This is a genomic window from Cohnella sp. GCM10012308 (assembly GCF_042649185.1).
In the GTDB taxonomy this organism is placed as follows: Bacteria; Bacillota; Bacilli; order Paenibacillales; family Paenibacillaceae; genus Cohnella.
Genome location: NZ_JBHRYU010000008.1, coordinates 100036 through 121940 on the forward strand (window position 1 = coordinate 100036; position 21905 = coordinate 121940).

Here is a 21905-nt window from a genome sequence, read left to right on the forward strand (position 1 = left end):
CTCAAGGGGATCAACCGCCCGCCATTTCCTTCAGCCAAATAACCGCCTGCGTACGGTCGTTCGTCCCGATCTTGTCGTAGATCGTGCTGACGTAATTTTTAACGGTGCCTTCGCTCATGAACAGCTGACCGGCGATCTCGCGGTTCGTTCGTCCCTCGACCATCAGCGCGATGATGCTGAGCTCCCGGTCCGTGAACTTGAGGCCGTCCGTCCGGCCGCGCGCGCGCAGATTCGACGGCTTGCCGGCATGCGGGGAAGCGAGGCGCGCCGCCAGCTTGGCAGCAATACCGGCGGGGAGCATCATCTCGCCGCGGGACGCATCGCGGATTGCCTGGAGCAGCTTGTCGCTCTGGATGTCCTTAAGAAGAAATCCGACGGCGCCGTTCGCGAGCGCTTCGATGATGTAGTCATCCTCGTCGAACGTGGTCAGCACGAGGACCCTGACGTCCGGGGCATCCTGCCGCAGCTTTTTGACCGCCTCAATGCCGTTCATCACGGGCATACGGATGTCCATCAGCACCAGATCCGGCCTGTGACGAACCGCTAGCGCGCATGCATCCTCGCCATTCTCGGCAGTCCCGACGACCTCCATGTCGTCTTCGAGCTGTATTATCGTCTGCAGACCGTCCCGCATGAGCGTCTGGTCGTCGGCAATCAGAATCCTATACACCCGCGTCACTCCTTTGAGCATCATTATAAGGCACATTTCGCCCTTATCGAACCCCCCCATAAGGAATATCAAAAAAAATGAAAAAGGGCTTGACTATTGGTGCTGAACTCGGTATTATGTAAAAGTGTTCGCTGATGTAGCTCAGCTGGTAGAGCAACGCATTCGTAATGCGTAGGTCGGGGGTTCGAATCCCTTCATCAGCACCATAAGACGTCAACAATGGCGCGGTTTCCCGAGACTCGGGACCGCGCCTTTTTGTTGTTTTTTACGTTTAGTTGTAAATAGGTTTCGATCATCTACGGAACCTGGCAATACATTTAGTCAAATGCGCAAAAAAAGTGACCCTCCGAGAGTCACTTTTCTTGTCTGAAAAAGTTTATTTTTTATTTGCCAGCCAGGCGGTGAGCGTGGCGATCTGTTCGTCGGTCAGCGTTCCCTTGAAGGCCGGCATGCCGCCGCCGCCGTTCAGAATCTGCTTGTGGATATCCGCATCGGACATATCCGCCCCGACCTTCGCCAGCGACGGACCCATGCCGCCCTGCAATTGATCGCCGTGGCAGGCCAGGCAATTGCTCTTGTAGATGGCTGTAGCCGCCTCGGCGTCGACTGTAGCCGGAGCTTCGCCGGCGGACGACGAGGGCGCGGCCTCGTGGGAACCGGCAGACGGCTCGTCCGCTCTGAGGGAGAAATACACCAATAGAATGGCGAACAAGCAGCAAGCCGTCAGCAGGCCGGGCATGAACCATTTTTTCATCGTCCAATTCCTCCTTGTCATCGTCTTCTTCTGATTAAGATTACCCGTTTCCGCAAAAGTTAGTTAGACCCGAAGGAGCCACTTCGTTAATTAACGATAATAATCTTTTACGGGATCCGCTTTTGTTATCGGGGCATTAAAATTGTTTAATGATTGAAAACGGTTAAATCCGGTTCGTACCTGTCCGAGGGGGTAATAATAAGGGCAAGGCCATTCCACCCTTGAAGGAGTGATTCAAATGGCACGAGCAGATCCAGACGTCAGCACGAGGCGCAAAGCCAACATGCACGGCGGAGAAGCGAGGGCAAGATCTCCGGATCGTGAACACGACTACGAAGAGTTGGGACGCGCGAATGCTGAATCAAGGGCATCATGGGATCAAAGGGCCGGGCTGCAGCCGAATATCGGGAACCAGGTACGTGACGATCACGGCCGGTACGCGAGCGAACGCTGAAGCTGACGGGCAGTGATTCCGGATACGAATGGCATGGCATGCTTGCTATCGCCGAAGGACAGGATGTGATTCCGTTGAACCAGAAACTGCAGCGCGGAATCGCGGAGATCAATTAGCGCTCCGCAGCACCACGGCCAAGGGTTCGAGTTGACGCTTGCTTAGGTCACCGCCACAGCCCGCAACAATCCTCGGTTCGAATGAGGCAGGGCTTTACAATCGGGCAACCGTCTCAAATGTTCCCGGCACCCGCGCGAAGCGAACGTACGAATTGTTGTTGTCGAGGATGACCATTCTTATAGAAGTCAGTGAGCAGATCGCGGCAACGCAAGCCGCGGTCTGCTTCCGTACATAAATGAGCCGAAGAAGAGGTGATCCGATATGGCAACCGTCAAGCAAGGCCTTCGCAAAGTCGCATTTTTGCTCGAGGAAGGCTACGAGGACTCGGAAATGCAAAACCCATACGACGCGCTGGTCGAGAACGGCAACGATATCGACATTATCAGCACGGAAAAGGGCAAGGAGCTGAAGGGAAAGAAGGGGACGGTGACGTATACGTCACATCTGGCGGCAGGCGATGCGAAAGCCGGGGATTATGAAGTCATCGTCATTCCGGGGGGCGGCTCGCCTGCCAAGCTCCGGGAAGATCCGGCCGTCATCGCGTTCGTCGCCGAAGCGGACGGAGCCGGCATTCCGATCGCGGCGATCTGCCACGGTCCGCAGGTGCTCGCGAAGGCCGGCGTGCTCAGCGGCAAGACGCTGACTGCGACCGCGTCCATTCAAGAGGAGGTCGAAGCCGCAGGCGGCGTGTTCGTGAATCAGGAGGTCGTCGTGGACGGCAACCTGATTACTTCGCGCAAGCCTGAGGACGAGCCGGCTTTTATCCGCGAGACGATTGCAAAGATCGGCGTATCGGCCTACTGAGCTTGACGCGATGTTTATAGGGAGAAGGAAGGATGCTCGGCAGCATAGCCGGTTGCATCCTTTTTTGCGTTACATAAGCGATTCGTCACCCCGAACAAACGGTTGTTTTTTCTCGCGAACCTCCATTTCTACGGTCGATTCCCGATTCATTCTGCCGATCTCCTCCCATAAAACCGCTTCGAACGCCCGGCGCTGAAACTGGTCAAGCCGCACGTCCGCCAGCTCGCAGGTAACGCCGAACTTGCCGGCCAGCAGTTGCACCGCCTCGCCGCGACTAGGAGGGAGCTTCATATCCTTGACCATCGAAAAGGGCATCGAAGCATAAAGAACGAACCGCTTGGCCTCAGCCTCCTGATGTTCCAGAAAAGACCGCGGCATCACCGTCTGATTGCCGGCGTGCCGGAGAATGTGGCAAAGCTCGTGCAGATAATCCTCCCATTGCTGCTCGGCCGTCAGGCGCAGGTCGATAAGCACGGAACGTATACCCATCCACTCAAGCGCTTTGCTGGACTGGCTCATATAATGAACCCATACGTCCAACCGGTCGGACACTTCCTCGATGGTCAACTGGTCGGGCTTAACGATTCCGGCCCTGAGCCATAGCGCCTCGATCCATTGCTCGAGCGGCGTCGGCTGATAATATTGGAGCATTCATGCACCTCGGAATGGGAATGTACGTTCGGAAAAACGGCGAAAAATAAAGCGCCAATATGGCGCTGCCTGACTAATCGTTATTGCGATCCGCTTTGCGAAGACGTTCCTGCTCCCTGAGAAACGTCCAGAAGCGCAGCATTTCCTCCTGCCGGGCCTCGGGCGCGTCCAAGTAATCTTTGAAGAACAATCCGTGAGCCGGGTTGCGCATGAATTCCTCGAATGCCGCCGCCTCCGCGGCCGCGGCCGACGGTCCATCCAGCGTCGCATCGCTCGTAAGTCCAAGGAGGTAATCGGCTGTTGTCTTGTAATATTCGGCGAATCGGCCCAGCATGTCGGGCTCGGGCTTGCGATCGTCGGATTCGTAGCGCGACAGCTGGACATTGCTGATCCCCAATTCCTTGGCGGCGGTCAACTGCGTCTTGCCGAGACGCTCGCGCCGTTCTCTGAGCCGGCTTCCCAACGTCATTACCCATCTTCCTTCCGGTAAGAACTTCCTTATAGTATACTGTTTATTTTCCTTTTTGGCAAATTTATTTCCTATGAATCGTAGAATTGGGAATTGACAGTTGCCGTATTGGTAATATATGATGATTCTGTATCACAAATACGAACATATGTTTTGTTTTTCGATGGCGCTGGATTCGTTTGGGATTGGACTTGATATAAGGGAAATAAGCTCGAATTGAAGAGCGAGAGGCCTGATTGAGAAAGTGATTTGCCGATTTGGCAAAATGGGGGTTGATTCATAATGCTGGAAACGAACCGGGCGACGGCAGAGAGCTATCGTCATACGCGTCGGCTGCTGCTGATCGCGGCGGACAAGCTCACCGTGAAGATCGGAGAGCTTGAAGCGGATGCGGGGAAAAAGGGCGTCACGGGGATGGCCTGGTCAGAATTGGACAGGCAGCGCGGGCTGGTTTTCGAGATGATCGCCAGCTGCTCCTATATTATCGAATGGCTTGAGACCGGACGCATGCCCGGCAACCGCAGAGGGATCGAAAGGCGAGCCGGCTACCAGCGGGAGATCCCGACCGATCCTTCGGTACTGTCGGCTGTGCTGGAAGAGAAGGGCGACAGTGCATTATCGGATATGTCGAGCGAATGCGAAGCGCCAAGCTTGGCGCTCGAACGGGCGCTTGGCGGATTGACGGAAAGAGAGCGGGATTGCTACAGGCTGTCCCAAGCGGAGGGCTTCACGCTCGCCGAGGTGGCCGACGTGCTGAAGATCAGCAAATCCAGCGCCGGCACGTACCTGCTGAGAGCCAGGCGCAAGATCGAGACGAACTTGCGCGAAGGCGGCGGCAGCAGCGTCGGATAGCTTGTCGTACGAATGCCACCTATAGATGAGAATGCGAACAAATGTTCTCAAAATGATGGATGCGGCAGGACGCTTAGGCGCGGCGGCATGAAGGAGAGGGAGCCTCGGTGAGCGGAGACGAAGACTGGATGCAGGCGCTCGAGAGTTGGACGGTGCAGGAACTTGACGATGTCGAGTGGCAAGTGTACGCGAATGCGTGGCCCGCCGATTATGAGCGTCCTGCCGTGCTGTGGCGGCTTGCGGGCGTCGAGACGAAGTCCGGCAACGCCGCCTATGGCGAGGAGACGCGACGCTACGCCGGGCATGTGCTCGGGCGGGATCCCGCGGAGGAAGCGGACGCGGTCGCCCGGCTGACGAGCGCGCTGAGCGCAGCGATCAAGCTGCCGCTCGACGCGGCGCAGCGGCGGTATCTGCTGGTCGGGGAGACGGTTGCCGACCTTAAGGCGGACGCGGTCGCGACGGGGCAGCTGAGCGTGGCGCTGAGCCGTAAGAACCGACGGCTGTCCGAGACGGCGCCGCTCATGCGGGGAGTCGCGTTTCAACAAAAAGAAGGATAGAGGTGGCCGGCCAATGGCGGGGAAAAAGCAAGGCGACGATACGGTCGCAACGTACGGCAAGGATGAGCTGATCGCCTATGCAGGCGAGCTGTTCGGCGTCAGCCCGGAGGCGGTGCAAGGCGCCCTGCACGGCACGGACGGCGGGGAACGCTTCGACATCGAGAGCGCCAAAGCGCTCGTCGACAAATTCATGAACAGGAAGGTGAACTGAGCATGGCTGGAGGCACTTGGAATCAGACGGATCTGCCGGTATTGCCCGGCTTCTATATGGCATTTCGCTCGGCGGCTGCGGCCGCGGTGCAAGCGGGAGAACGAGGCGTGGTCGTCATGCCCGTCAAGGCCCACTGGGGGCCGGTCAAGCAATTCGCGGAGGTGACGAGCGAAGCCGACATCGCGAGCCTGTACGCGATCGACGAGACGGGCGGCGCGACGGCTTACACGTCGCTTCGCTTCGCGCTGCTCGGCGGTGCGAGCAAGGTGCTCGCCTACCGGCTGTCGGACGGCACGGACGCGAAGGCGTCCAAGACGCTGAAGGACGGAGCGGGCACGCCGGCTGACGTGCTGAAGCTCGAAGCGAAGCAGACCGGGGCGCGGGGCAACAATTTCAAGGTGACGGTACAGGTCAATCCGGCGGATGCCGGCCTGAAGGACATCAAGCTGTTCGAGGGCAATACGCTCCTGCGTACCTTCACGTTTGCGGATGGCACGGTACAAGCGGCCGTCGACGCCGTCAACCAGGATGCGGCCAACGTATGGTTGACGGCCTCCAAGGTCGCGAACGGCAACGGCTCGCTGGCGCCGGTCGCCGGCGTCGCGCTGACGGGCGGCGCGTCGGGTATCTCGGGAATCGCGAACGCGGATTACGTGAACGCGCTGTCCGCCTTCGAGACGCAAACGTTTAATGCGGTCGCGCTGGACGGCGTATCCGACGCGCAACTGCACGCCAGCCTGGTCGCATGGGTGGCGCGCATCCGCGGCGAAGGACATGGCGCGATCGCCGTCCTCGGCGGCTCGCTGGCGGACGACAAAGCGGCGGATGCCGTCGGCAAAGCCGCGCAGCGCAGCGCTTCCTATAACCACGAAGGCATCGTGAACGTCGGCACCGGCGCGGTGCTGGCCGACGTCGAATACAGCTCCGCGCAAGTGGCGGCGTATGTCGCCGGCCTGATCGCCGGCCAACCGCTCAACGGATCGACGACGTACGCGTCCTCGCCGTTCCAGGATGTCGTGCGCCGCTGGACCCGCTCCGAGCAGGAGCAAGCCGTGCGCGGCGGTGTCTTTCTCCTTGTCCACGACGGCCGTATGGTCAAGGCGCTGCGCGGCGTCAACAGCCGCGTAACGCTCGCTTCCGGCCAGAACGCGGCCTGGAAGAAGATCCGGACGATCCGCGTGCTCGACAGCGTGAATGCCGATCTCCAGCGTACCGCGGAGGACCAGTATATCGGCAAGGTGAACAACACCGAAGAAGGCCGGCTTGCGCTGATCGGCGCCTGCAAGCAGTATCTGGCCGCGCTGGCGTCGGCTGGCGTCATCGAAGCGACCGGATACGACGTCGCGGTCGATACGTCCGTTCCCGCGGCGGCGGATCAGGTGTTCTTGAAGTGGGAAGCGCGCTTGACCGATGTGGTCGAACAAATTTTCGGCACGTTTATCGTGCAATAACGAGGGGGACTAAGGCATATGATGGATCCGACCAGAGCGATTCTCGGCACTTACGGACAAGTATTCATCGACGGCAACTGGCAGACGAATATCAATCACCTGGAGGCTTCGGTCGAGGTGGAGAAGCGGGAGCTCAAGCTCGCCGGCTCGGAATGGACGCAGCATAAGCTCGGCGCCAAGAAAGGCACCGGCACGATGAGCGGCTACAAGGTGACGAGCGACATGATCTCTCGCGGCTTTGCCAAGTTCGAGATCATCAACAAGCTGTCCGATCCGGAGGCCTACGGCTTCGAGCGCATCCGGCTGTCGAACTGCGTGGCGGACAAGCTGCAGCTGGCCAACTGGACCGCGGGCGAGGAAGTGGCGGAGGAGACGGCATTCACGTTCGAGGGCTACGAGCTGCTCGATCCGATCAAGGCGAACTAAGGGAGGTACAGGCATGACGATTGAGATCGGTCAAATGACGGAAGAACAAGTGCTGCAGCGGCTGCTCGACGCCGACACGCTGCCCGAGCGCACGGTGCTGCTGGAGCGGCTCGGCATCCCGGTGAAGATCCGGGGACTGACGGGCAAGCAGGTGTTCGGCATCCGCGAGCGCTGCACGGAACGCAAAGAACGGCGCGGCCAGACCGTCGAACGGCTCGACGAAGAGCTGTTCAACGTATCGCTGATCGCGGCGGCCACCGTTTCGCCCTCTTGGGGCGACGGCAAGCTCCTAGCCAAGTTCAGCGCGAGCAGCGCCGAGGAAGTCGTGAAGCGCATCTTGCTAGCAGGCGAGCTGTCGGCGCTCGGCGACGTCGTGCTCGACCTGTCCGGCTTCAACACGGAGCTTGAAGACGTAAAAAACTGATCGCCTCCGGGGCGCTGGCCGGCATGCTCCATGCCATCTGGGTCCGGCATCATCTGCGCCCCGGACAGTTCTGGCTGCTTCCCCGGGGGGAGCAGCTCTTTTTGATGGCGAGCATGGAGCTTGAGCTCGAAGCCGAGCGCGGCCAGAACGGCGGGAAAGGAGGTTAGGCGATATATGGCGGAAAACGCTGTGCCATACGATTATATTATCGATGCCGACGGGTTGAAGGAGAGCGTGACGCTTCCGCGTTCGGTCCAACGTTACATGGACAGTGTCCAGCGGCGAGTGGAGTTAATGTCCCGGATGCGACTCTTGGTTACGATCGGGTTGAGCGATGCCGTAAGCGATTCGATCAGTCGGATTTGGGCAAGTATTGCTCGATTGACGCAGACATTGTGGATCGTTCCGATCGCAACCAGGGTAGACCTTGCCATGGATCCTTCTATGTTCACTCTCGCAGGGCAAATTGCCGGCAATAACTTCAGGAACAGCTTCGAGGCTGCACTTGACCCGGCTGCCTTGGCGGCTAAGGTAAAGACGACGCTTGAAGGCATGCAGGTGAAAATAGCAGTAACACAGGGTGAAAATGATGCGGGTGATAATGGTTGGATAAAAGATATACTTACTGGTGCAGCTGGCGGGTTTCTTGGTGATGTAGCTAAGGATTTGTTGCCAAAAAGAGGACGCAGGAATAAGCCTGGTGGAGACAACGATCCTCGCACACCAAGCGAAAAAGCTAAACCAAAAAGAAAAACTCCACGCAACAAGGAGAGTCCAGCCCCTAGTCCCGGCAAGTCTTTCACCACCAGATTCAAAGATTTCGGTAAAAGCACCATCGGATTTGGTAAAAACACCATCGCACTCGGCAAAAAAGCTATCGAGAAAACTAAGAATTGGATGAATAATGGACCCGGCAACGGAATCATACCTTCAAACGGTACCCCAACAAATTCAGTTCCAGAGAAACGTTCCCTGCCGTCCAATGAAAAAAGCCGAGGTTTCTCCTCATCCAAACGCGGCTTCACAGGCACAATCAACCAGCGAAATTTATCTAAAGCCATTAACATCCCGGTTCCTAAACTGGTAGATTCCAAGCTATTGAAGACAGCTGGCAAGTTGGTCAAACCGCTCGGTTATATGGCTACTGCTGCATCCATTGCAACGGCGAAACCTGGAGAAGAACGCAACAAATTGGTTCGGGGAGCCGTGGGCAACGCAGCTGGAACTGCGATCGGTGCAGCGCTAGGTTCTATTGTGCCAGGGGCTGGGACCTTAGTGGGCGGTCTAGTCGGCGGTTACGTCGGCGAGAAGCTTGCTGAGGGCAAAGTGGGAAAAGCCGTGCAAGGCTGGGTATCGAGCGGCTCCAAATGGGTTCGCGGGCTTGGAAGGAGGAGGTCCAAGAAAGAGACAACTCCAGATGATCTGCCTGTTGCCTCCAACCTGAATATCGCTCAAGCAAACGGGCCTACCAGTGAGGGACATTCAAAAATGTCGGGATTTGCGCCGGTAAATACATCGCAGGGCTTAAATGCTAGTCCCCTCCGCGGAGTCGCAAACATCTTCCAAAAGGAAAGAAAATCGACGCCATCGATGATTTTTTCGGGGGATAACGCTCCTGGAACTACATTCGCCGCAGCATCTAAAGCACAAACAGGTGCAATCGCAGGCATCGGGGCCGGGGCGATGCTGGGACGATTGGGCGGTGGCGCCATGGGACAGAACGGCTTGTTCAGCAGTCTGTTACCAATCGTAGAATGGTTAAAGTCCAAGTTGAATGCGCCAAGCGCGCCTGCTGCCGTCGGCGCTTCTTCGGCTTTGCCTCTTAACCCAGGTAACGCTCAGAGATTGACTCTGACTCCTACGATGCAGCCGAATCCCCCCCGTCAACCTGCCAACCCACCTGCCCCAACCATCAACATCAACATCCCCGCCGGCGCCGTCCAACTGACGGTCAAGGAGACCGAGATCGACTATAGCGCGATCACGGCGCAGGTGAGCACCCGACTTACGGCCTCGATCCGGCAGACGCTGGAGAACCGGCCTTAATATAAAGTACCGCGCGGCGGAAGGAGGAGAAGCGTGGAATTCATTTTAAAAGACGCGTCCGTCAAAAACATTTTCCATTTTCCCGTTAATCCGGAAGAGGTGTCGATTCGGCGCGAAAAGCAGCTCGAAACCGTCAACATTCTCTCGCTCGGCGAGGTGGATATGGCGCAGGAGGAGAAGCTGAAGGAGATTTCGTTCTCCTCCTACTTCCCGGCGGACAAGGATCCGATCGGCTCGATGAACCTGCTCACTAGCTACATGGTCAGCAAGCAGCCGGTCCACTTCATGATTACGGGAGCCGGCGTTAACATACTCGGCTACATTTCCTCCCACTCGACCAGCTTGCGGGGCGGCGAGCCCGGCGACATCTATTTCGATATCGCGATTCGCACTTGGCGGGAGCCGAAGGTCAGGACCAAGGCGTCGTCCGGCGCCACTGTTCGCACGGACATGAAGCCGGTTCCGAAAATCTACGCGGTGCGCCAGGGAGATACGCTCTATGCCATCGCCAAGCGGGAACTCGGCAGCAGTGCGAGATGGAACGAGATTTACGCGAAAAACAAAGCGCTGATCGGCAGCGACCCGAACCTGATCCGTCCGGGACAGAAGCTGGTGATGCCATGAGCTACGAAGTGGTTTTGGATGGCAAGTATTATTTGGGCGACCTGGCGGAAGAGATCACGCTGGAAGATTCGTTGGAGGAGATCGCTTACCGCGCGAACATTCGCCTGACCGTCCGTCCAGGCCTGCCGGCTATCGCGCCCGGTCAGGAGATTCGCATTTCCGGCGTGCCTTACGGTTCGACTGGAATGGCTTATCTGCTCCATCCGGCACTCGTATGGGAATGTGAGAGCGAGCGGTCGGCAGGCAGCGGCAAGCATCTGAACGTCACGGCTTACGACAGGACGCTGTATCTGTCCAAATCCGAGGACGAGCGGCTGATGCCGGACGGTCAGACGGCGGCGGAGCGGCTTGCGTCCTATGCTGCCGGATGGAACATTCCGCTCGGGCAGCTGCCGGACACCAATATCAAGCTGAAACGCAGCGTGAAGCGAAGCCAATCGATTTTTAGCATGATTCTGGAAGACTTGAAAGAGACGGCGAACAAGGGCGGGGAGCTGTACCGGCCGCGCATGACGCCTAACGGGCTGACGCTCGTAAAGCTGGGCGGCAATGACAAGGTCTGGCAGTTGGAGTCGCTGGAGTCGGTCAGCCAGAAACGGACGCTCGAGGGGGCCGTCACGCAGGTGAAGGTGCTCGGCAGCGAGGGCAGCGAGACGAAGCTGTCTCCGGTGCTGGCGATCGTCAAAGGCGAGATCGAGAAGTACGGCACGCTGCAAAAGGTGATACAGGACTGCGCGATCGAGACGCCCGCCCAAGCGCGAAAGGCGGCGGAGCCGCTGCTGCTGGGTTTGCAGGAAACGATGTCGGTGACGGCGCTCGATATCAACCTGATCCGGGCGGGGGATCTGGTCGAGCTGGACGGGCAGCGGTTGTTCGTGACGTCCGTCCGGCATCAGCTGGGCGAACCGGGACATATGCAGCTGGAGCTGGCTCGCGAAGTCAAGGTGAGGAGGGATTATTGTGGCTGATCCTTACAAACAGCTGGCCGCCGCGCTGGAGAGCCGCATGAACCGGGTGGCGGCCAAGCAAGTCGCGGGCGTGCCCGCGGAGCTGGGAACGATGACGGCGGCCGGCTTGAAGCTGGACGCTTTTAAATACGAAATGCCCGATTATTTGCATGCGGAGGGCTTGCTGCTTGTGCCCGGGGACCGGGTGCTTGCGGTGCCGGTTGCCGGCGGCAGTCAGGCGGTCGTCGTATGCAAGGTGGTGAGCGCGGGTGGCTGATTTATTTCCGACGGCGACGATCGGCGCGGAAGTGCTGCCGGACGAGACGGAAGCTTCGGGCGCTTTATTTGGTCGGAGTTGGAGGTTCGATTTTGAAACCGGCGAATTTGTGCTGACGCCAACGGGGAGAATCGCGGGTGCGCAGGATACGGACGCGTGGCTCGAATGGTGCCGCAAAGCGCTCGCGACCGAGCGCTACCGCCATCTCGTCTATTCGCGGTTGTACGGGCAGGAGTTCGAGTCATTGATCGGGATTGGTCTATCCCGTGCGGCGGTCGAGAGCGAGATCGCGCGCATCGCCTCCGAGACGCTGCTGGCCGACCCGCGGACGGCGCGCGTCGGGACGTTTTCATTTTTTTGGCAGGAGGACGCGTGCAGGTTCTCTTGTTCGGTGACCAGCGTTCGCGATGAGGCGGGAACGATTGAAGGAAGCGTGGTGAGCTTGTGATGACGGCATTGCCGGATTATTTGACGGAGCAAAAGGAAGAGAGCATTCTGGCGCGCATGCTGGGCAGAATCCCGGCGGACGTGGACAAGTCCGAAGGGTCTTATATATGGGACGCGCTTGCGCCTGCGGCGTACGAGCTGTTCATGTCGGCGGGCTGGGCGCAGGAGGTGCTGCGGCGCGGATTTGCGACGACGGCGTTTGGCGCTTATCTGGATCTCAGGTGCGGCGAGCATGGCGTGGAGCGGCGTCCCGCGGAGCGGGCGACGGGAAAGGTGACGTTCGCGGGAGCGAACGGCATCGTCGTGCCTGCGGGAACCCGCGTGGCGACGGCGGCGGATGCCGTAACTTCGACGATGTCGGTGGAATTCGAGACTGTTGAGTCGGTTACGATCGGCGGCCTCGGCTTGGTGGAAGCGGGCGTAATGGCCGTGGAGGCGGGCGTGTCAGGCAACATCGCGGCCGGAGCGATCGCCGTGCTGGTGGAGCAGGTGCCGGGCGTGACGGGCATCGCGAACGCCGCGGCGATCGGCGGCGGCGCCGAGACCGAGAGCGATGCGTCGCTGCTGGAGCGCTACCTGCTGAAGGTGCGCAATCCCGGCACGAGCGGCAACCGGGCGGACTATCTGCAATGGGCGCTCGAAACGGACGGCGTCGGCGGCGCGCAGGTTCAGCCTCTGTGGAACGGGCCGGGCACGGTGAAAGTGTATGTGCTAAACCAGGAGAAGCGTGCGGCTTCCGCGGCCATCGTAGCTGCAGTGCAGGAGGTGATCGCGCCGGGAGCGGCGGGTACGGGTGCGGGCAAAGCGCCGATCGGCGCGAACGTAGTCGTGGCCGCACCGACTGAGCTGCCGATTGTCATCGGCGTAAAATTAACGCTTCGCACCGGCTGGACACTGGCGCAGGCCGTCTCGGGCATTCAGGCGATCATGACCGATTACCTGAAGTCGTTGGCTTTTGCCGATGCGGTCGTTCGTTATTCCAAAGTGAACAGTCTCTTGCTCGACGTTCCGGCGATCGAAGACTTGTCGAATCTGACGATGAACGGGGGCACGTCGAACGTGACGGTCGGGACCGGTCAAGTCGCGGTGCCGGGGGCGGTGAACGCCAGTGTCTGAGGCGGTAACGATGATGAGCGTGCGGGGACAGGGGATGCTCGGTTATTTGCCGGGCTACTATGCTGCTTCGCGTGTCATGTGCTCGCTGATGGAGTCGGAGGGGACGGAGCTGGACCTGCTCCAGCGGGCGCTGGACGAAACGCTGGCGCAGTTTTTCGTAGACACGGCAACCTGGGGCCTGGATCGTTGGGAGAGCGACCTTGGCATTGCGACGGATCCGTCCAAGCCGCTGGATCAGCGGCGCAGCCTGGTCAAGTCCAAGCTGCGCGGCACCGGTACGGTGACGGTCGCGTTGATGCGCAGCGTGGCGGAATCGTTCGACAACGGGGCGATCGAGGTGACGCAGCAGCCGTCGCTTTACACGGTGACGATCCGGTTCGTCGATACGGTCGGGCTGCCGCCCAACCTGGACGATATCAAGGATGCCTTGAACGCGATCGTGCCTGCGCATCTGGCCGTGTCCTATTCATTTAGATACTTGACCGTTAACGAGGTTAACGGGCTGACGATCAATCAAATGCAGAGCCATCCGCTGACGGACTTCGCGCCGTTTCTGGATGCATAAGGAAGGGAGCGGCATAGCGCATGGCTATTTTTACGAGCATTCTGAACTTGCTCAAGAAAAATCCGGCTACGGACGGCGCGGATACATTTAATATCCAGACGATGCTGAACGACAACTGGGACAAGATCGACGCGGCAATGGCGCTGAAAGGGGCGATCGGCAGCGTTCGCGCGGCGACGGCGAGCAACACGACGTTGTCGGGCTTGCAGACGGTGGACGGCGTATCGCTGGCCGGGGGCGACCGCGTGCTGGTGAAGAATCAGACGACGGGCAGCCAGAACGGTATTTATGTAGCGGCTTCCGGCGCCTGGGCGCGGGCGGCCGATGCGGATTCCTCCGCCAAGCTGGCGGCGGGGCTGTGGGGCTACGTGCGAGAAGGCACGATTAACGGGGGCAAAAGCTTTGTGCTCAGCAATGCGGGCGCGGTGACGTTGGGGACGACGGCGTTGACGTTTTCTCAAGTGAGCGGCGCAGGCGCGGCGGACGACACGGTGATCGGCAGCCGCACGGCGACCGACAGCGTTACGCCGGCGATGTCCGGGACGCTGACGGGGGTGCTATCCAGCCTCTTTACCTTGGTGAAGGGGATTACCGGCAAGTCCAGCGCCTTGACCGGTCCTGCGATCACGCTGGAAGCGACGAAGTCTCACGTGGACGCAGGTTTGGCGCACGGCGCCGTGTCGGCGCCGACGGCGTCGACGATGATGGCGCGCGACAGCGCGGGTCGCTCGCAGGTGGCGGCACCGTCCGCGGCGGCGGATATCGCGCGGAAGGACACGGTGGACGCGGCGATCGCGACGGCGGCTAGCGATGCGACGACTAAGGCGAATTCGGCACAGGCGGCGGCGATTGCAGCAGCGGCGACGGATGCGACGACCAAGGCCAATGTGGTTCAAAGTAATTTGACCGCGCATATCGGCACTGGAGGAGCGGCCCATGCGGCGGCAACATCGTCCGTAGCCGGATTTATGTCGGCGGCGGATAAAACGAAGCTCGATGGCTTGGCATCGGGAGCCGGCGGCGCGGGGACGGCAACGGATGCGGTCATCGGGAACCGGACTATTAGCGACGCGACCGCGCCGACCGGTGATACTGGATCATTGACAATCTTGCTTGGTTGGCTTGCCAATATGATTACAGCAATTACAGGCGGTGCGAACTGGCGAACAGCGCCGGTGAAGTCGCTTGCCGCGCTTAACACGGAGAAAGCTTCGCTCGCTTCTCCGACGTTTACTGGTACTCCTGCTGCGCCGACTGCCGCGGCTGGGACTAACACAACGCAGATTGCGACAACCGCATTCGCGACCGCTGCCAACACTGCTCACGCCGCTAACAATTCGCATATCCCATTTGCTGTGGCGACTGGATCGGCGAACGTCTATGCGGTTACGATCTCGCCGGCTCCTGCAGCGCTAACTGCGGGCCTTGCTCTGGCCGTACAGATTAACGTTGCAAACACGGGAGCAACGTCGATTAATGTTAACGGCCTGGGCGTTAAGGATGTACTCTCATCGAAGGGACTTGCACTGACGTCAGGTAAGTTAGTTCTTAACGGAGTTTATACGCTGCGCTATAACGGAACGGCTTTTATATTACAGGGTGAAGGGGGGGACTATGGCACAGCGGCAGCCGCGCAAGTTCTGACGGGATACACGGTTGGCACGGACACCGGACTCATTTCGGGGGCGATGCCGAATAACGGCTCGCTCAGCTATACGCCGGGAGCCTCCGTACTGACGATCCCGGCAGGTTACACAAACGGCGGCACGGTCGCAGCGGTTGCGAACCTGTCAGCGGGGAACGTCAAGGCAGGCCAAACGGTTGGCGGGGTCGCTGGGAATTTCACAAGCGACGGGACGGCGGCCGCTGGAGATGTGGCAAACGGTAAGACGGCCTATGTAAACGGGAACAAGCTAACGGGAACGATCCCTGATTATCGAGGACTTCCCTCGTTAACTATGACTTATCAGACTGTCAAATCAATGAGGGGCGACGGCAGCGGTAACATCGTGGCAGAGCCGACGCTTGGAGTCTATGGGCCGGGACTAAACTCTAGTGGGTTTGGTTCACTGATAGCATGGTCTGCCGATTATCTGCCGGCTAATATTCGCAGTGGGAAAAACATGTGGGGGGTCATTGGGACTTACGGAAATTATTCCGGCACGGGTTATCCGAATCCTTTCTGGAATCATGTTTATTCCGATTCATCCTATACAGTTAATTCGACGGTAGTGAGCGATTGGGGAGACGTATTCATTTCGACGGATAACTATGTTTATAAGTTCGATAAATACGGGGTGCTGCGGGCGCAGGTCTATATGGGCCAATCAGTAGCTCTCTTCTGTTCCGGTGCTGGCGAATACGTATACGGTAAGTCTGGTAGTACGATCTATCTCTTCAATTCGGCGCTGGGCTATAGTTCCTACACATACCCGAATTCCACGCTAGGGTTCATGCAAATACGCTATCGAAACGGGTATGTCTACGCAGCCATAAACGTCTCCGAAGGAGGGGGCGGCAGCTATCGGTTTCATGTTTTGAAGCTGACACCATCGCTTAGCCTAGTCACGGATTGGGCGCTGAGTTTTACGGTTACAGCCCCTGGATATTCTCTTGGGTTCTTGATAGATAATAATGAAACTTTTTATTGGTTTACGGACTACTTCTATGGTGCACCAACGTATAAATGCGCGTTTGGAGCCGCCGAAGCGCGGGCCACCACGCTAACTGGCGTCTCGTCTACTAGTATATATAATTTTTGGTATGGTGACGTTAACGACAACGGGACACGCGCCATGATGAACATGGCCTGTTATGATCTTACGGGGACGGGGACCGTACTTTGGCAGAATCCAACGGGAGTTTATTTGAACTATGAATATGGGTATGGTTCGAAGTATGCAGGGGGCAACGTGTTCGGAAGTTATGCGGGGATCTCTTATGGCGGGACGACTTTTTGGGGCTTTGCTAAATACAGCGCGGCGTCGGCGTCCGCGATTTCTGTCATCTACAAGACGCCAGGAATGCAGGGGTCAAACCGATCCGGTCAATTCAGCTGGGGGTATAACGGCAACGCCGGGATCTTTGCAATCGGTGGAAGTGCGAATAATGTGATTAACTTTACTAGCGAAAATCTCTAAGTTGGAGGAGTTTAAATTATGGCACTTATCCGCGTACTGCCGGGCCTATCTGGCAATCCTGAAAAGCAGATCGTCGGCTCGATCTATTATGTCCCGGAGGGGCTGTCGGACGAGCTTAAGGCGGGTACAATCGAGGTTTTTATTCCTGTTCCAGAAGCGAATGGAAAGATGCCCACAATGTTTTATAACAGTGTGAAGAAATCGGTCTTCTATGAATACACTGACGTTCCAGTTCCGCTGGAAGGACAGGTCGATCAGCTGAAAGCCGTGATTCCAAGCCAAGAGCGGCGGATTGCCGATCTCGAGCTTGCGCTAGCGGACCTCTTTACGCTGTAGAAGCTTCGCTAAGTGGGAGCTTTGTATATCGATCACTAGGAGGTGGACATCTAATGGCTATGTATAAGGTCCGCATTATCGCGAATGCCTGCATCACGCGTTACGACGGCGGTGAGCGAAATTTGCTCGATATCGTAAACAGCTACAACCTCAGCACGGACGACGCAACTCTGGTTAAGACCGAAATTGCAACGAAACGTCCTGATATAACTATCTAACAAAACGATCCTCGGCCTAACCGGTCGGGGCTTTTTTATCAGGAAACTAAACAAACGGCCCTCCACTACGGGGGGCTTCATTATTGGAGGTGGTCGAGCTGAGAGAGTCCGAAGTTCAGTCTGAGATTCTGCAGCGCCTCACTCGCGTCGAGACGAAGCTGGACTTGCAGCTCGACGCCCGCGACAAGGCAGGTGAGGCATTAGAGTCGGCCAAGTCGGCACATTTAAGATTGGATGAAAAATGCAAGCGGCTTGAAGAGATAGAGTTGCATTACGATAACGAAATTAGGCTGCTGAATGCACGCGTGGAAGCGGAGACGGCTTCGTTGGTCGCGCGGATCGAGGCGGAGTCCAGAGCGTCGGCGGAGCGTCTCAAAACGGAGCAGCACGAGCGTAAGGCCGACCGGCACTGGCTGATTGGTATTATGCTGACGGCCGGGAGCCTGATCGTTGCGGCCATCAAGCTATTCTAGGAGGTCTGCCATCATGCAATCCTATATCGATCAAATCGTACAGGCCCTTATGGGCCTGTTTGTCGTGCTGGCTATGGGCGTCATCGGATCGCTGCGGATGAAGACGGCGGCCTGGTTCAGTGCCCGAACGACAGTCCAGGAACGGGAGATTCTGCACCGTCTGGCGGCAGAAGGGATGGCGCTGGCCGAAGCAGAGGCGAGCCGGATCGGCGCAGCCGATAAACTGGATACTGCGCTGAAGTATGCGCTTGGAAGACTTCATTCTCTCGACCTCAAGGTTGACGCGGTAACGGTCAGAGCTGCGATCGAGAAGGCAGTGCTCGATTACAATGCAACGGCCAAAGCTACAGAAAGTGCATACGCCCCCTGTTCGGAGCAAAAACCCGATCCGAAATCGGCTTGGACAACCGCCGTTTCTTCGTCCTCCACGTCGTCATAAACTATAGTCCGATAGACCGAAGCTTCACACTCCAATGAAAGGAGCCACCCCCATGGCCAAAGGCATCGACAAAGCGACGCCCGTCACGGCCGCGCAGGCCAAGACCCTTGCGGCTGCCGGGTACACCTTTGCCGCGCGTTACCTGGTGCCGTCGTCTTACGCCTGGAAGCGGATGACCGCGGACGAGGCGAAGCTGATCACGGCGGCGGGCATGCGGATCGTCTCGGTGTACGAGACGACGGCGAACCGCGCGGCGAGCGGTGCGGACGCGGGGCGCAACGACGGGGCCGCGGCCTACGCGGAGGCGCTTGCCGTCGGGCAGCCGAAGGGTACCGTGATTTACTTCGCCGTAGATTACGACGCGCAGTCCAAGGATTTTGACGCCATAGAGGCGTACCTGAAGGCGGCGGCCAAGCAGGTGACGGGCTACGAGACAGGCGTCTACGGCTCGTATGCGGTCATCGAGGAGATGGCGAAGCGCAGAGCGTGCGCGCATTTCTGGCAGACGTACGCGTGGAGCCGGGGCAAACGCAGCGCTAAGGCGAACATTTTCCAATACAAGATCGACACGACCGTATCCGGCATCGCGCTGGATCTGAACGAGTCCTACGGCGACGAGGGCTGGTGGGACACGAATCCGAGCACAAATCCCGAGCCCGACGAGGAGGAGATCGCGATGAAGCCCGAGGACGCGGAGAAGATCATCAAGTTCCTGTCCGCTGCTTGGTTCGCGGCGACGACGAAGACCGACAAGGCGGAGTTCAACCGCCTGGCCAACGAGGTTCGCAAAGCGGCTGGCATGCCTACTGAGTAAGAAGGAGTTTCCCGCCGGCCGACGAAGGTTATATCTTATTATAACTTTCCGAAGGTCGGTGGGCTGCATGCCTCAAGGCAAGTACTTCAGAATCGGCTACGGCATCATTGTCGTGCTGGTGATCGTCTATTTGGCTTCCAAGGTCAGATTTATTTTTAACCCGCTTGTCACGGTGCTCGAGGTGCTGCTGCTGCCGATGCTGCTGTCCGCGATTATGTACTACTTGCTGCGGCCGGTCGTCGGTTTGCTGGAAAAAAGGGGTCTCACCAAGCCGATGGCGATCGCGATCGTGTACTTGGCGCTGGCGGCCTTGTTCACTTTTTTCATCATGCTGGTCGGCCCGATCATCCGCGATCAGATCGACAGTCTCATCGACAGCGTGCCGCAGCTCGTCCAGTTGGCGCAGGATCAGGTCAACAAGCTCCAGCAAAACGAGTGGGCGACCAAGTACCTCAACGATCCGAAGTTCGACCTCACTTCCCGCATCCCGGACCTGGTGAACGGCGTCATTTCCAACACGGGTAACGCCTTCAACAAGATCATGGGCTGGATCTCGCAGTTCGTGCTGCTGCTCTCGACGGTTCCTTTTATCGCCTACTACATGCTCAAGACGGGCTACAAGGTGCCGGATTATATCGTGAAGATCGTGCCCGACAGGCACGACGACCAAGCCAAGTCGATCATGCTGGAAATGGATAAGGCGCTCAGCGCCTACATACAAGGCAAGATACTGGTGAGCATTGGCCTCGGCATCATGATGTTGACCGGTTACCTCATCATCGGACTTAAGTATGCGCTGCTGCTCGCCATCGTGTTCACGTTCCTCAACGTCATCCCGTACGTCGGCGTGCTGATCGGCTCGGTGCCGAGCATCATCGTCGCGTTCATCGATTCGCCGTGGAAGGTCGTCTGGACGATCGTCGTCATTGTCATCGCGCAGCAGATCGAGGACCGGCTGCTGTCGCCGCAGATCATGGGCAAGAAGCTCGACATCCATCCGCTCACGATCATCATCGTATTGCTCATTGTGGGGAGTTTGTTCGGACTGCTGGGCATGTTCCTTGCGGTGCCTGGCTATGCGGTGCTGAAGGTGATCGTGACGCATCTCTACCAGATCTATCGCCTGCGGAAAATCGAGATTATCGAGTGAGGCATCATTCGTCTCGCCCTCCCTTATTCACCTTGCGCCCAGTCCCTTGCATACAATGACTGCAAACAAGGCGAATGCCCTGGGCCGTTTCGGCTGCGGGCAGAGGGAGGCGAGACGGTTATGTCGACGATAGCAAACTTTCCGGAGGATCTGCTGGAAGAGCATATGAATTGGCACCATTCGCATCACGTGGACGATCCGTCGCAGCTGCGTCCGGGCTACGGCGCGGAATTTCTGCGATTCCACCGCGGATTCATCCGCAGGGCGCTGGACTGGTACGGCCGGCAAAGGTACGATTCATCCCTGGTCGCGCCCTGGCAGCGCGTGCCCGAAGAGATCCGGCGGGCGCCGTGCTACGATCGGTCCGCGGAGGCGAGGATCGTCATGCAGCCGCAGTCGTTTCGGACGGCAGACGAGCTGGGATTGTTCATCGAAGGCTCGGGGCTTCACGGCTGCATCCACGAGACGGCAGCGGATTTGTATGGGGAGCCCGATATCAACGACTTCGACGTCGCTCCGCGCAACACGGTGTTTTATAACATCCACGGCATGATCGACGGCTGGTATCGTAACTGGGAATCAGCGGGCCGCGTTAACCAAGGCATGCTGGAATGGGGAGGGCGCTTCGCAGCGGCAGAGAGCGCCAGGGCCGGCTCGGAAGAGACGGAGGAAGCGCTCCGGTATGTGCCGGAGAGCGGACGTTGGTGGCTCGGCCGTGTGGCTGCGATTGGGGCGGCTGATAGCGCCGGAGCTGCGGGAGAAGTGGCGTTGGATGGCGGGAAAACGTCGTGGACGACTTCGTCGGCCATATCGCAGCGAGCGCTTCGCCTGAACTGGCAGCTCGTCGGCGAGGACGGCGTGCTCGGTAAGCAGCCTGATGCCCGTTTCCTGCGCGTATGGGATACGGACGGGGACGGGAGAAGCGAGGTGCTGTATTACAGCTTGCCCGACGGGAAATGGTGGGAAGGCAAGCTGAGCGCAGGCAAGCTGAGCTGGCAGCAGATTAAGAGGTCTTTCGCATGACGAATAAGCGCAGCTCCGGAACAGTCGGTTCCGGAGCTGCGCTTTTTGGCGGGCAACGTGACTCAAATAGTCCTGGTTGGGACTATTTGAGCTTGCCCCGCTGCCCAATGCTAGAAGTAGTCCTGGTCGGGACTACCTGAGTCGGCACCGCCGCTCGATGGTTTGGAGTAGTCTTAGCTGGGACTATCTAAGCCGACACCACCGCGCGATGGTTTGGAGTAGTCCTGGCTGGGACGATCTAAGCCAGCATCGCCACCGGATGTCTAGAAGTAGTTCTGGTTGGGACGATCTGAGCCGGCATTGCCGCCTGATAGCTTGAAGTAGTCCTGGTTGGGACGATCTGAGCGGCATTGCCGCCTGATAGCTTGGAGTAGTCCTGGTTGGGACGATCTGAGCCGGCATTGCTGCAAGAAAGCCGGAAGTAGTCCCATCTGGAATTTTCTGAACGAG

Annotated in this window: 27 protein-coding genes and 1 tRNA gene; 24 read left to right on the plus strand and 4 right to left on the minus strand. The window is 58.4% G+C overall.

The features are described 5' to 3' along the window. Positions 1 to 10: 10 nt before the first annotated feature. The gene (locus tag ACFOTD_RS12015; protein WP_378118956.1) at positions 11 to 670 is read right to left on the minus strand and encodes a response regulator; all 660 of its coding nucleotides are present in this window, start codon (positions 668 to 670) and stop codon (positions 11 to 13) included. Between the two features lie 130 nt (positions 671 to 800). Here ACFOTD_RS12015 and ACFOTD_RS12020 point away from each other — a divergent pair. Then, positions 801 to 876, plus strand: a tRNA-Thr gene (locus ACFOTD_RS12020). A gap of 170 nt (positions 877 to 1046) precedes the next feature. Here ACFOTD_RS12020 and ACFOTD_RS12025 read toward each other — a convergent pair. Beyond that, positions 1047 to 1424 carry a c-type cytochrome gene (locus ACFOTD_RS12025; protein WP_378118960.1) on the minus strand — a complete coding sequence of 126 codons (378 nt, stop codon included), beginning with the start codon at positions 1422 to 1424 and terminating at the stop codon, positions 1047 to 1049. 832 nt (positions 1425 to 2256) lie between these two features. Between ACFOTD_RS12025 and ACFOTD_RS12030 the strand changes: the two genes are divergently transcribed. Beyond that, the gene (locus tag ACFOTD_RS12030) at positions 2257 to 2799 is read left to right on the plus strand and encodes a type 1 glutamine amidotransferase domain-containing protein (protein WP_378118962.1); all 543 of its coding nucleotides are present in this window, start codon (positions 2257 to 2259) and stop codon (positions 2797 to 2799) included. 69 nt (positions 2800 to 2868) lie between these two features. Here the strand turns inward: ACFOTD_RS12030 and ACFOTD_RS12035 are convergent, their stop codons facing one another. Beyond that, entirely contained in the window at positions 2869 to 3450 is a 582-nt protein-coding gene (locus tag ACFOTD_RS12035) for an ImmA/IrrE family metallo-endopeptidase (protein WP_378118964.1), read from the minus strand. A 73-nt stretch (positions 3451 to 3523) separates the two neighbouring features. Next, complete coding sequence (locus tag ACFOTD_RS12040) at positions 3524 to 3919, minus strand: helix-turn-helix domain-containing protein (RefSeq protein WP_378118966.1); 396 nt, start codon at positions 3917 to 3919, stop codon at positions 3524 to 3526. A gap of 282 nt (positions 3920 to 4201) precedes the next feature. Here ACFOTD_RS12040 and ACFOTD_RS12045 point away from each other — a divergent pair, with 282 nt between their 5' ends. From ACFOTD_RS12045 to ACFOTD_RS12150, 22 genes are all read left to right on the plus strand, one after another. Then, on the plus strand, positions 4202 to 4771 hold the full coding sequence (locus ACFOTD_RS12045; RefSeq protein ID WP_378118968.1) for a sigma factor-like helix-turn-helix DNA-binding protein: 570 nt from the start codon (positions 4202 to 4204) through the stop codon (positions 4769 to 4771). Positions 4772 to 4878: 107 nt separating this feature from the next. Continuing rightward, entirely contained in the window at positions 4879 to 5328 is a 450-nt protein-coding gene (locus ACFOTD_RS12050) for a hypothetical protein (protein WP_378118970.1), read from the plus strand. A 13-nt stretch (positions 5329 to 5341) separates the two neighbouring features. Continuing rightward, positions 5342 to 5539, plus strand: coding sequence for a YqzN/YkzM domain-containing protein (locus tag ACFOTD_RS12055; RefSeq protein ID WP_378118972.1), 198 nt, complete (start codon positions 5342 to 5344; stop codon positions 5537 to 5539). Between the two features lie 2 nt (positions 5540 to 5541). Beyond that, positions 5542 to 6990: a phage tail sheath subtilisin-like domain-containing protein gene (locus ACFOTD_RS12060; protein WP_378118974.1), complete on the plus strand. Its 1449-nt coding sequence runs from the start codon at positions 5542 to 5544 to the stop codon at positions 6988 to 6990. 18 nt (positions 6991 to 7008) lie between these two features. Then, the gene (locus ACFOTD_RS12065; RefSeq protein ID WP_277531208.1) at positions 7009 to 7416 is read left to right on the plus strand and encodes a phage tail tube protein; all 408 of its coding nucleotides are present in this window, start codon (positions 7009 to 7011) and stop codon (positions 7414 to 7416) included. A gap of 13 nt (positions 7417 to 7429) precedes the next feature. Further along, a complete protein-coding gene (locus ACFOTD_RS12070; protein WP_378118976.1) occupies positions 7430 to 7840 on the plus strand; it encodes a phage tail assembly chaperone in 411 nt (136 codons plus the stop codon). A 23-nt stretch (positions 7841 to 7863) separates the two neighbouring features. Continuing rightward, positions 7864 to 8007 (plus strand): hypothetical protein, encoded by a 144-nt coding sequence (locus ACFOTD_RS12075; RefSeq protein ID WP_217596574.1) that lies wholly within the window; start codon positions 7864 to 7866, stop codon positions 8005 to 8007. 7 nt (positions 8008 to 8014) lie between these two features. Then, the gene (locus ACFOTD_RS12080) at positions 8015 to 9886 is read left to right on the plus strand and encodes a hypothetical protein (RefSeq protein WP_378118978.1); all 1872 of its coding nucleotides are present in this window, start codon (positions 8015 to 8017) and stop codon (positions 9884 to 9886) included. Positions 9887 to 9919: 33 nt separating this feature from the next. Beyond that, positions 9920 to 10510, plus strand: coding sequence for a LysM peptidoglycan-binding domain-containing protein (locus ACFOTD_RS12085; protein WP_378118980.1), 591 nt, complete (start codon positions 9920 to 9922; stop codon positions 10508 to 10510). Next, the gene (locus tag ACFOTD_RS12090; protein ID WP_378118982.1) at positions 10507 to 11478 is read left to right on the plus strand and encodes an XkdQ/YqbQ family protein; all 972 of its coding nucleotides are present in this window, start codon (positions 10507 to 10509) and stop codon (positions 11476 to 11478) included. Before ACFOTD_RS12085 ends, ACFOTD_RS12090 begins: the two co-directional genes overlap by 4 nt. Continuing rightward, a complete protein-coding gene (locus ACFOTD_RS12095) occupies positions 11471 to 11734 on the plus strand; it encodes a hypothetical protein (protein ID WP_378118984.1) in 264 nt (87 codons plus the stop codon). Before ACFOTD_RS12090 ends, ACFOTD_RS12095 begins: the two co-directional genes overlap by 8 nt. Then, entirely contained in the window at positions 11727 to 12182 is a 456-nt protein-coding gene (locus ACFOTD_RS12100; RefSeq protein WP_378118986.1) for a DUF2634 domain-containing protein, read from the plus strand. The genes ACFOTD_RS12095 and ACFOTD_RS12100 overlap by 8 nt, the downstream gene beginning before the upstream one ends. Then, positions 12182 to 13297, plus strand: a complete 1116-nt coding sequence (locus ACFOTD_RS12105) for a baseplate J/gp47 family protein (protein ID WP_378119148.1) — start codon at positions 12182 to 12184, stop codon at positions 13295 to 13297. Before ACFOTD_RS12100 ends, ACFOTD_RS12105 begins: the two co-directional genes overlap by 1 nt. Continuing rightward, entirely contained in the window at positions 13290 to 13862 is a 573-nt protein-coding gene (locus ACFOTD_RS12110) for a YmfQ family protein (RefSeq protein WP_378118988.1), read from the plus strand. The genes ACFOTD_RS12105 and ACFOTD_RS12110 overlap by 8 nt, the downstream gene beginning before the upstream one ends. A gap of 20 nt (positions 13863 to 13882) precedes the next feature. Further along, positions 13883 to 17002: a hypothetical protein gene (locus ACFOTD_RS12115; RefSeq protein WP_378118990.1), complete on the plus strand. Its 3120-nt coding sequence runs from the start codon at positions 13883 to 13885 to the stop codon at positions 17000 to 17002. 18 nt (positions 17003 to 17020) lie between these two features. After that, positions 17021 to 17338: a hypothetical protein gene (locus tag ACFOTD_RS12120; protein WP_378118992.1), complete on the plus strand. Its 318-nt coding sequence runs from the start codon at positions 17021 to 17023 to the stop codon at positions 17336 to 17338. Between the two features lie 53 nt (positions 17339 to 17391). Continuing rightward, entirely contained in the window at positions 17392 to 17556 is a 165-nt protein-coding gene (locus ACFOTD_RS12125) for a hypothetical protein (protein ID WP_378118993.1), read from the plus strand. An 83-nt stretch (positions 17557 to 17639) separates the two neighbouring features. After that, positions 17640 to 18029, plus strand: coding sequence for a hypothetical protein (locus ACFOTD_RS12130; RefSeq protein WP_378118995.1), 390 nt, complete (start codon positions 17640 to 17642; stop codon positions 18027 to 18029). Between the two features lie 13 nt (positions 18030 to 18042). Continuing rightward, positions 18043 to 18468: a phage holin, LLH family gene (locus ACFOTD_RS12135; RefSeq protein WP_378118997.1), complete on the plus strand. Its 426-nt coding sequence runs from the start codon at positions 18043 to 18045 to the stop codon at positions 18466 to 18468. 52 nt (positions 18469 to 18520) lie between these two features. Continuing rightward, entirely contained in the window at positions 18521 to 19282 is a 762-nt protein-coding gene (locus ACFOTD_RS12140) for a DUF1906 domain-containing protein (protein ID WP_378118999.1), read from the plus strand. Between the two features lie 67 nt (positions 19283 to 19349). Then, complete coding sequence (locus ACFOTD_RS12145; protein ID WP_378119001.1) at positions 19350 to 20432, plus strand: AI-2E family transporter; 1083 nt, start codon at positions 19350 to 19352, stop codon at positions 20430 to 20432. Between the two features lie 120 nt (positions 20433 to 20552). Then, entirely contained in the window at positions 20553 to 21455 is a 903-nt protein-coding gene (locus ACFOTD_RS12150; RefSeq protein WP_378119003.1) for a hypothetical protein, read from the plus strand. The last annotated feature ends 450 nt before the right edge of the window (positions 21456 to 21905 follow it).

Bases quoted from the DNA above. Each gene is read 5' to 3' on its own strand.
- ACFOTD_RS12065 (WP_277531208.1), top strand. From the start codon at position 7,009: ATGATGGATCCGACCAGAGCGATTCTCGGCACTTACGGACAAGTATTC.
- ACFOTD_RS12080 (WP_378118978.1), top strand. From the start codon at position 8,015: ATGGCGGAAAACGCTGTGCCATACGATTATATTATCGATGCCGACGGG.
- ACFOTD_RS12090 (WP_378118982.1), top strand. From the start codon at position 10,507: ATGAGCTACGAAGTGGTTTTGGATGGCAAGTATTATTTGGGCGACCTG.
- ACFOTD_RS12045 (WP_378118968.1), top strand. From the start codon at position 4,202: ATGCTGGAAACGAACCGGGCGACGGCAGAGAGCTATCGTCATACGCGT.
- ACFOTD_RS12105 (WP_378119148.1), top strand. From the start codon at position 12,182: ATGACGGCATTGCCGGATTATTTGACGGAGCAAAAGGAAGAGAGCATT.
- ACFOTD_RS12025 (WP_378118960.1), bottom strand. From the start codon at position 1,424: ATGAAAAAATGGTTCATGCCCGGCCTGCTGACGGCTTGCTGCTTGTTC.
- ACFOTD_RS12030 (WP_378118962.1), top strand. From the start codon at position 2,257: ATGGCAACCGTCAAGCAAGGCCTTCGCAAAGTCGCATTTTTGCTCGAG.
- ACFOTD_RS12135 (WP_378118997.1), top strand. From the start codon at position 18,043: ATGCAATCCTATATCGATCAAATCGTACAGGCCCTTATGGGCCTGTTT.
- ACFOTD_RS12145 (WP_378119001.1), top strand. From the start codon at position 19,350: ATGCCTCAAGGCAAGTACTTCAGAATCGGCTACGGCATCATTGTCGTG.
- ACFOTD_RS12150 (WP_378119003.1), top strand. From the start codon at position 20,553: ATGTCGACGATAGCAAACTTTCCGGAGGATCTGCTGGAAGAGCATATG.
- ACFOTD_RS12140 (WP_378118999.1), top strand. From the start codon at position 18,521: ATGGCCAAAGGCATCGACAAAGCGACGCCCGTCACGGCCGCGCAGGCC.
- ACFOTD_RS12040 (WP_378118966.1), bottom strand. From the start codon at position 3,919: ATGACGTTGGGAAGCCGGCTCAGAGAACGGCGCGAGCGTCTCGGCAAG.
- ACFOTD_RS12115 (WP_378118990.1), top strand. From the start codon at position 13,883: ATGGCTATTTTTACGAGCATTCTGAACTTGCTCAAGAAAAATCCGGCT.
- ACFOTD_RS12060 (WP_378118974.1), top strand. From the start codon at position 5,542: ATGGCTGGAGGCACTTGGAATCAGACGGATCTGCCGGTATTGCCCGGC.
- ACFOTD_RS12075 (WP_217596574.1), top strand. From the start codon at position 7,864: ATGCTCCATGCCATCTGGGTCCGGCATCATCTGCGCCCCGGACAGTTC.
- ACFOTD_RS12035 (WP_378118964.1), bottom strand. From the start codon at position 3,450: ATGCTCCAATATTATCAGCCGACGCCGCTCGAGCAATGGATCGAGGCG.
- ACFOTD_RS12125 (WP_378118993.1), top strand. From the start codon at position 17,392: ATGGCTATGTATAAGGTCCGCATTATCGCGAATGCCTGCATCACGCGT.
- ACFOTD_RS12070 (WP_378118976.1), top strand. From the start codon at position 7,430: ATGACGATTGAGATCGGTCAAATGACGGAAGAACAAGTGCTGCAGCGG.
- ACFOTD_RS12120 (WP_378118992.1), top strand. From the start codon at position 17,021: ATGGCACTTATCCGCGTACTGCCGGGCCTATCTGGCAATCCTGAAAAG.
- ACFOTD_RS12055 (WP_378118972.1), top strand. From the start codon at position 5,342: ATGGCGGGGAAAAAGCAAGGCGACGATACGGTCGCAACGTACGGCAAG.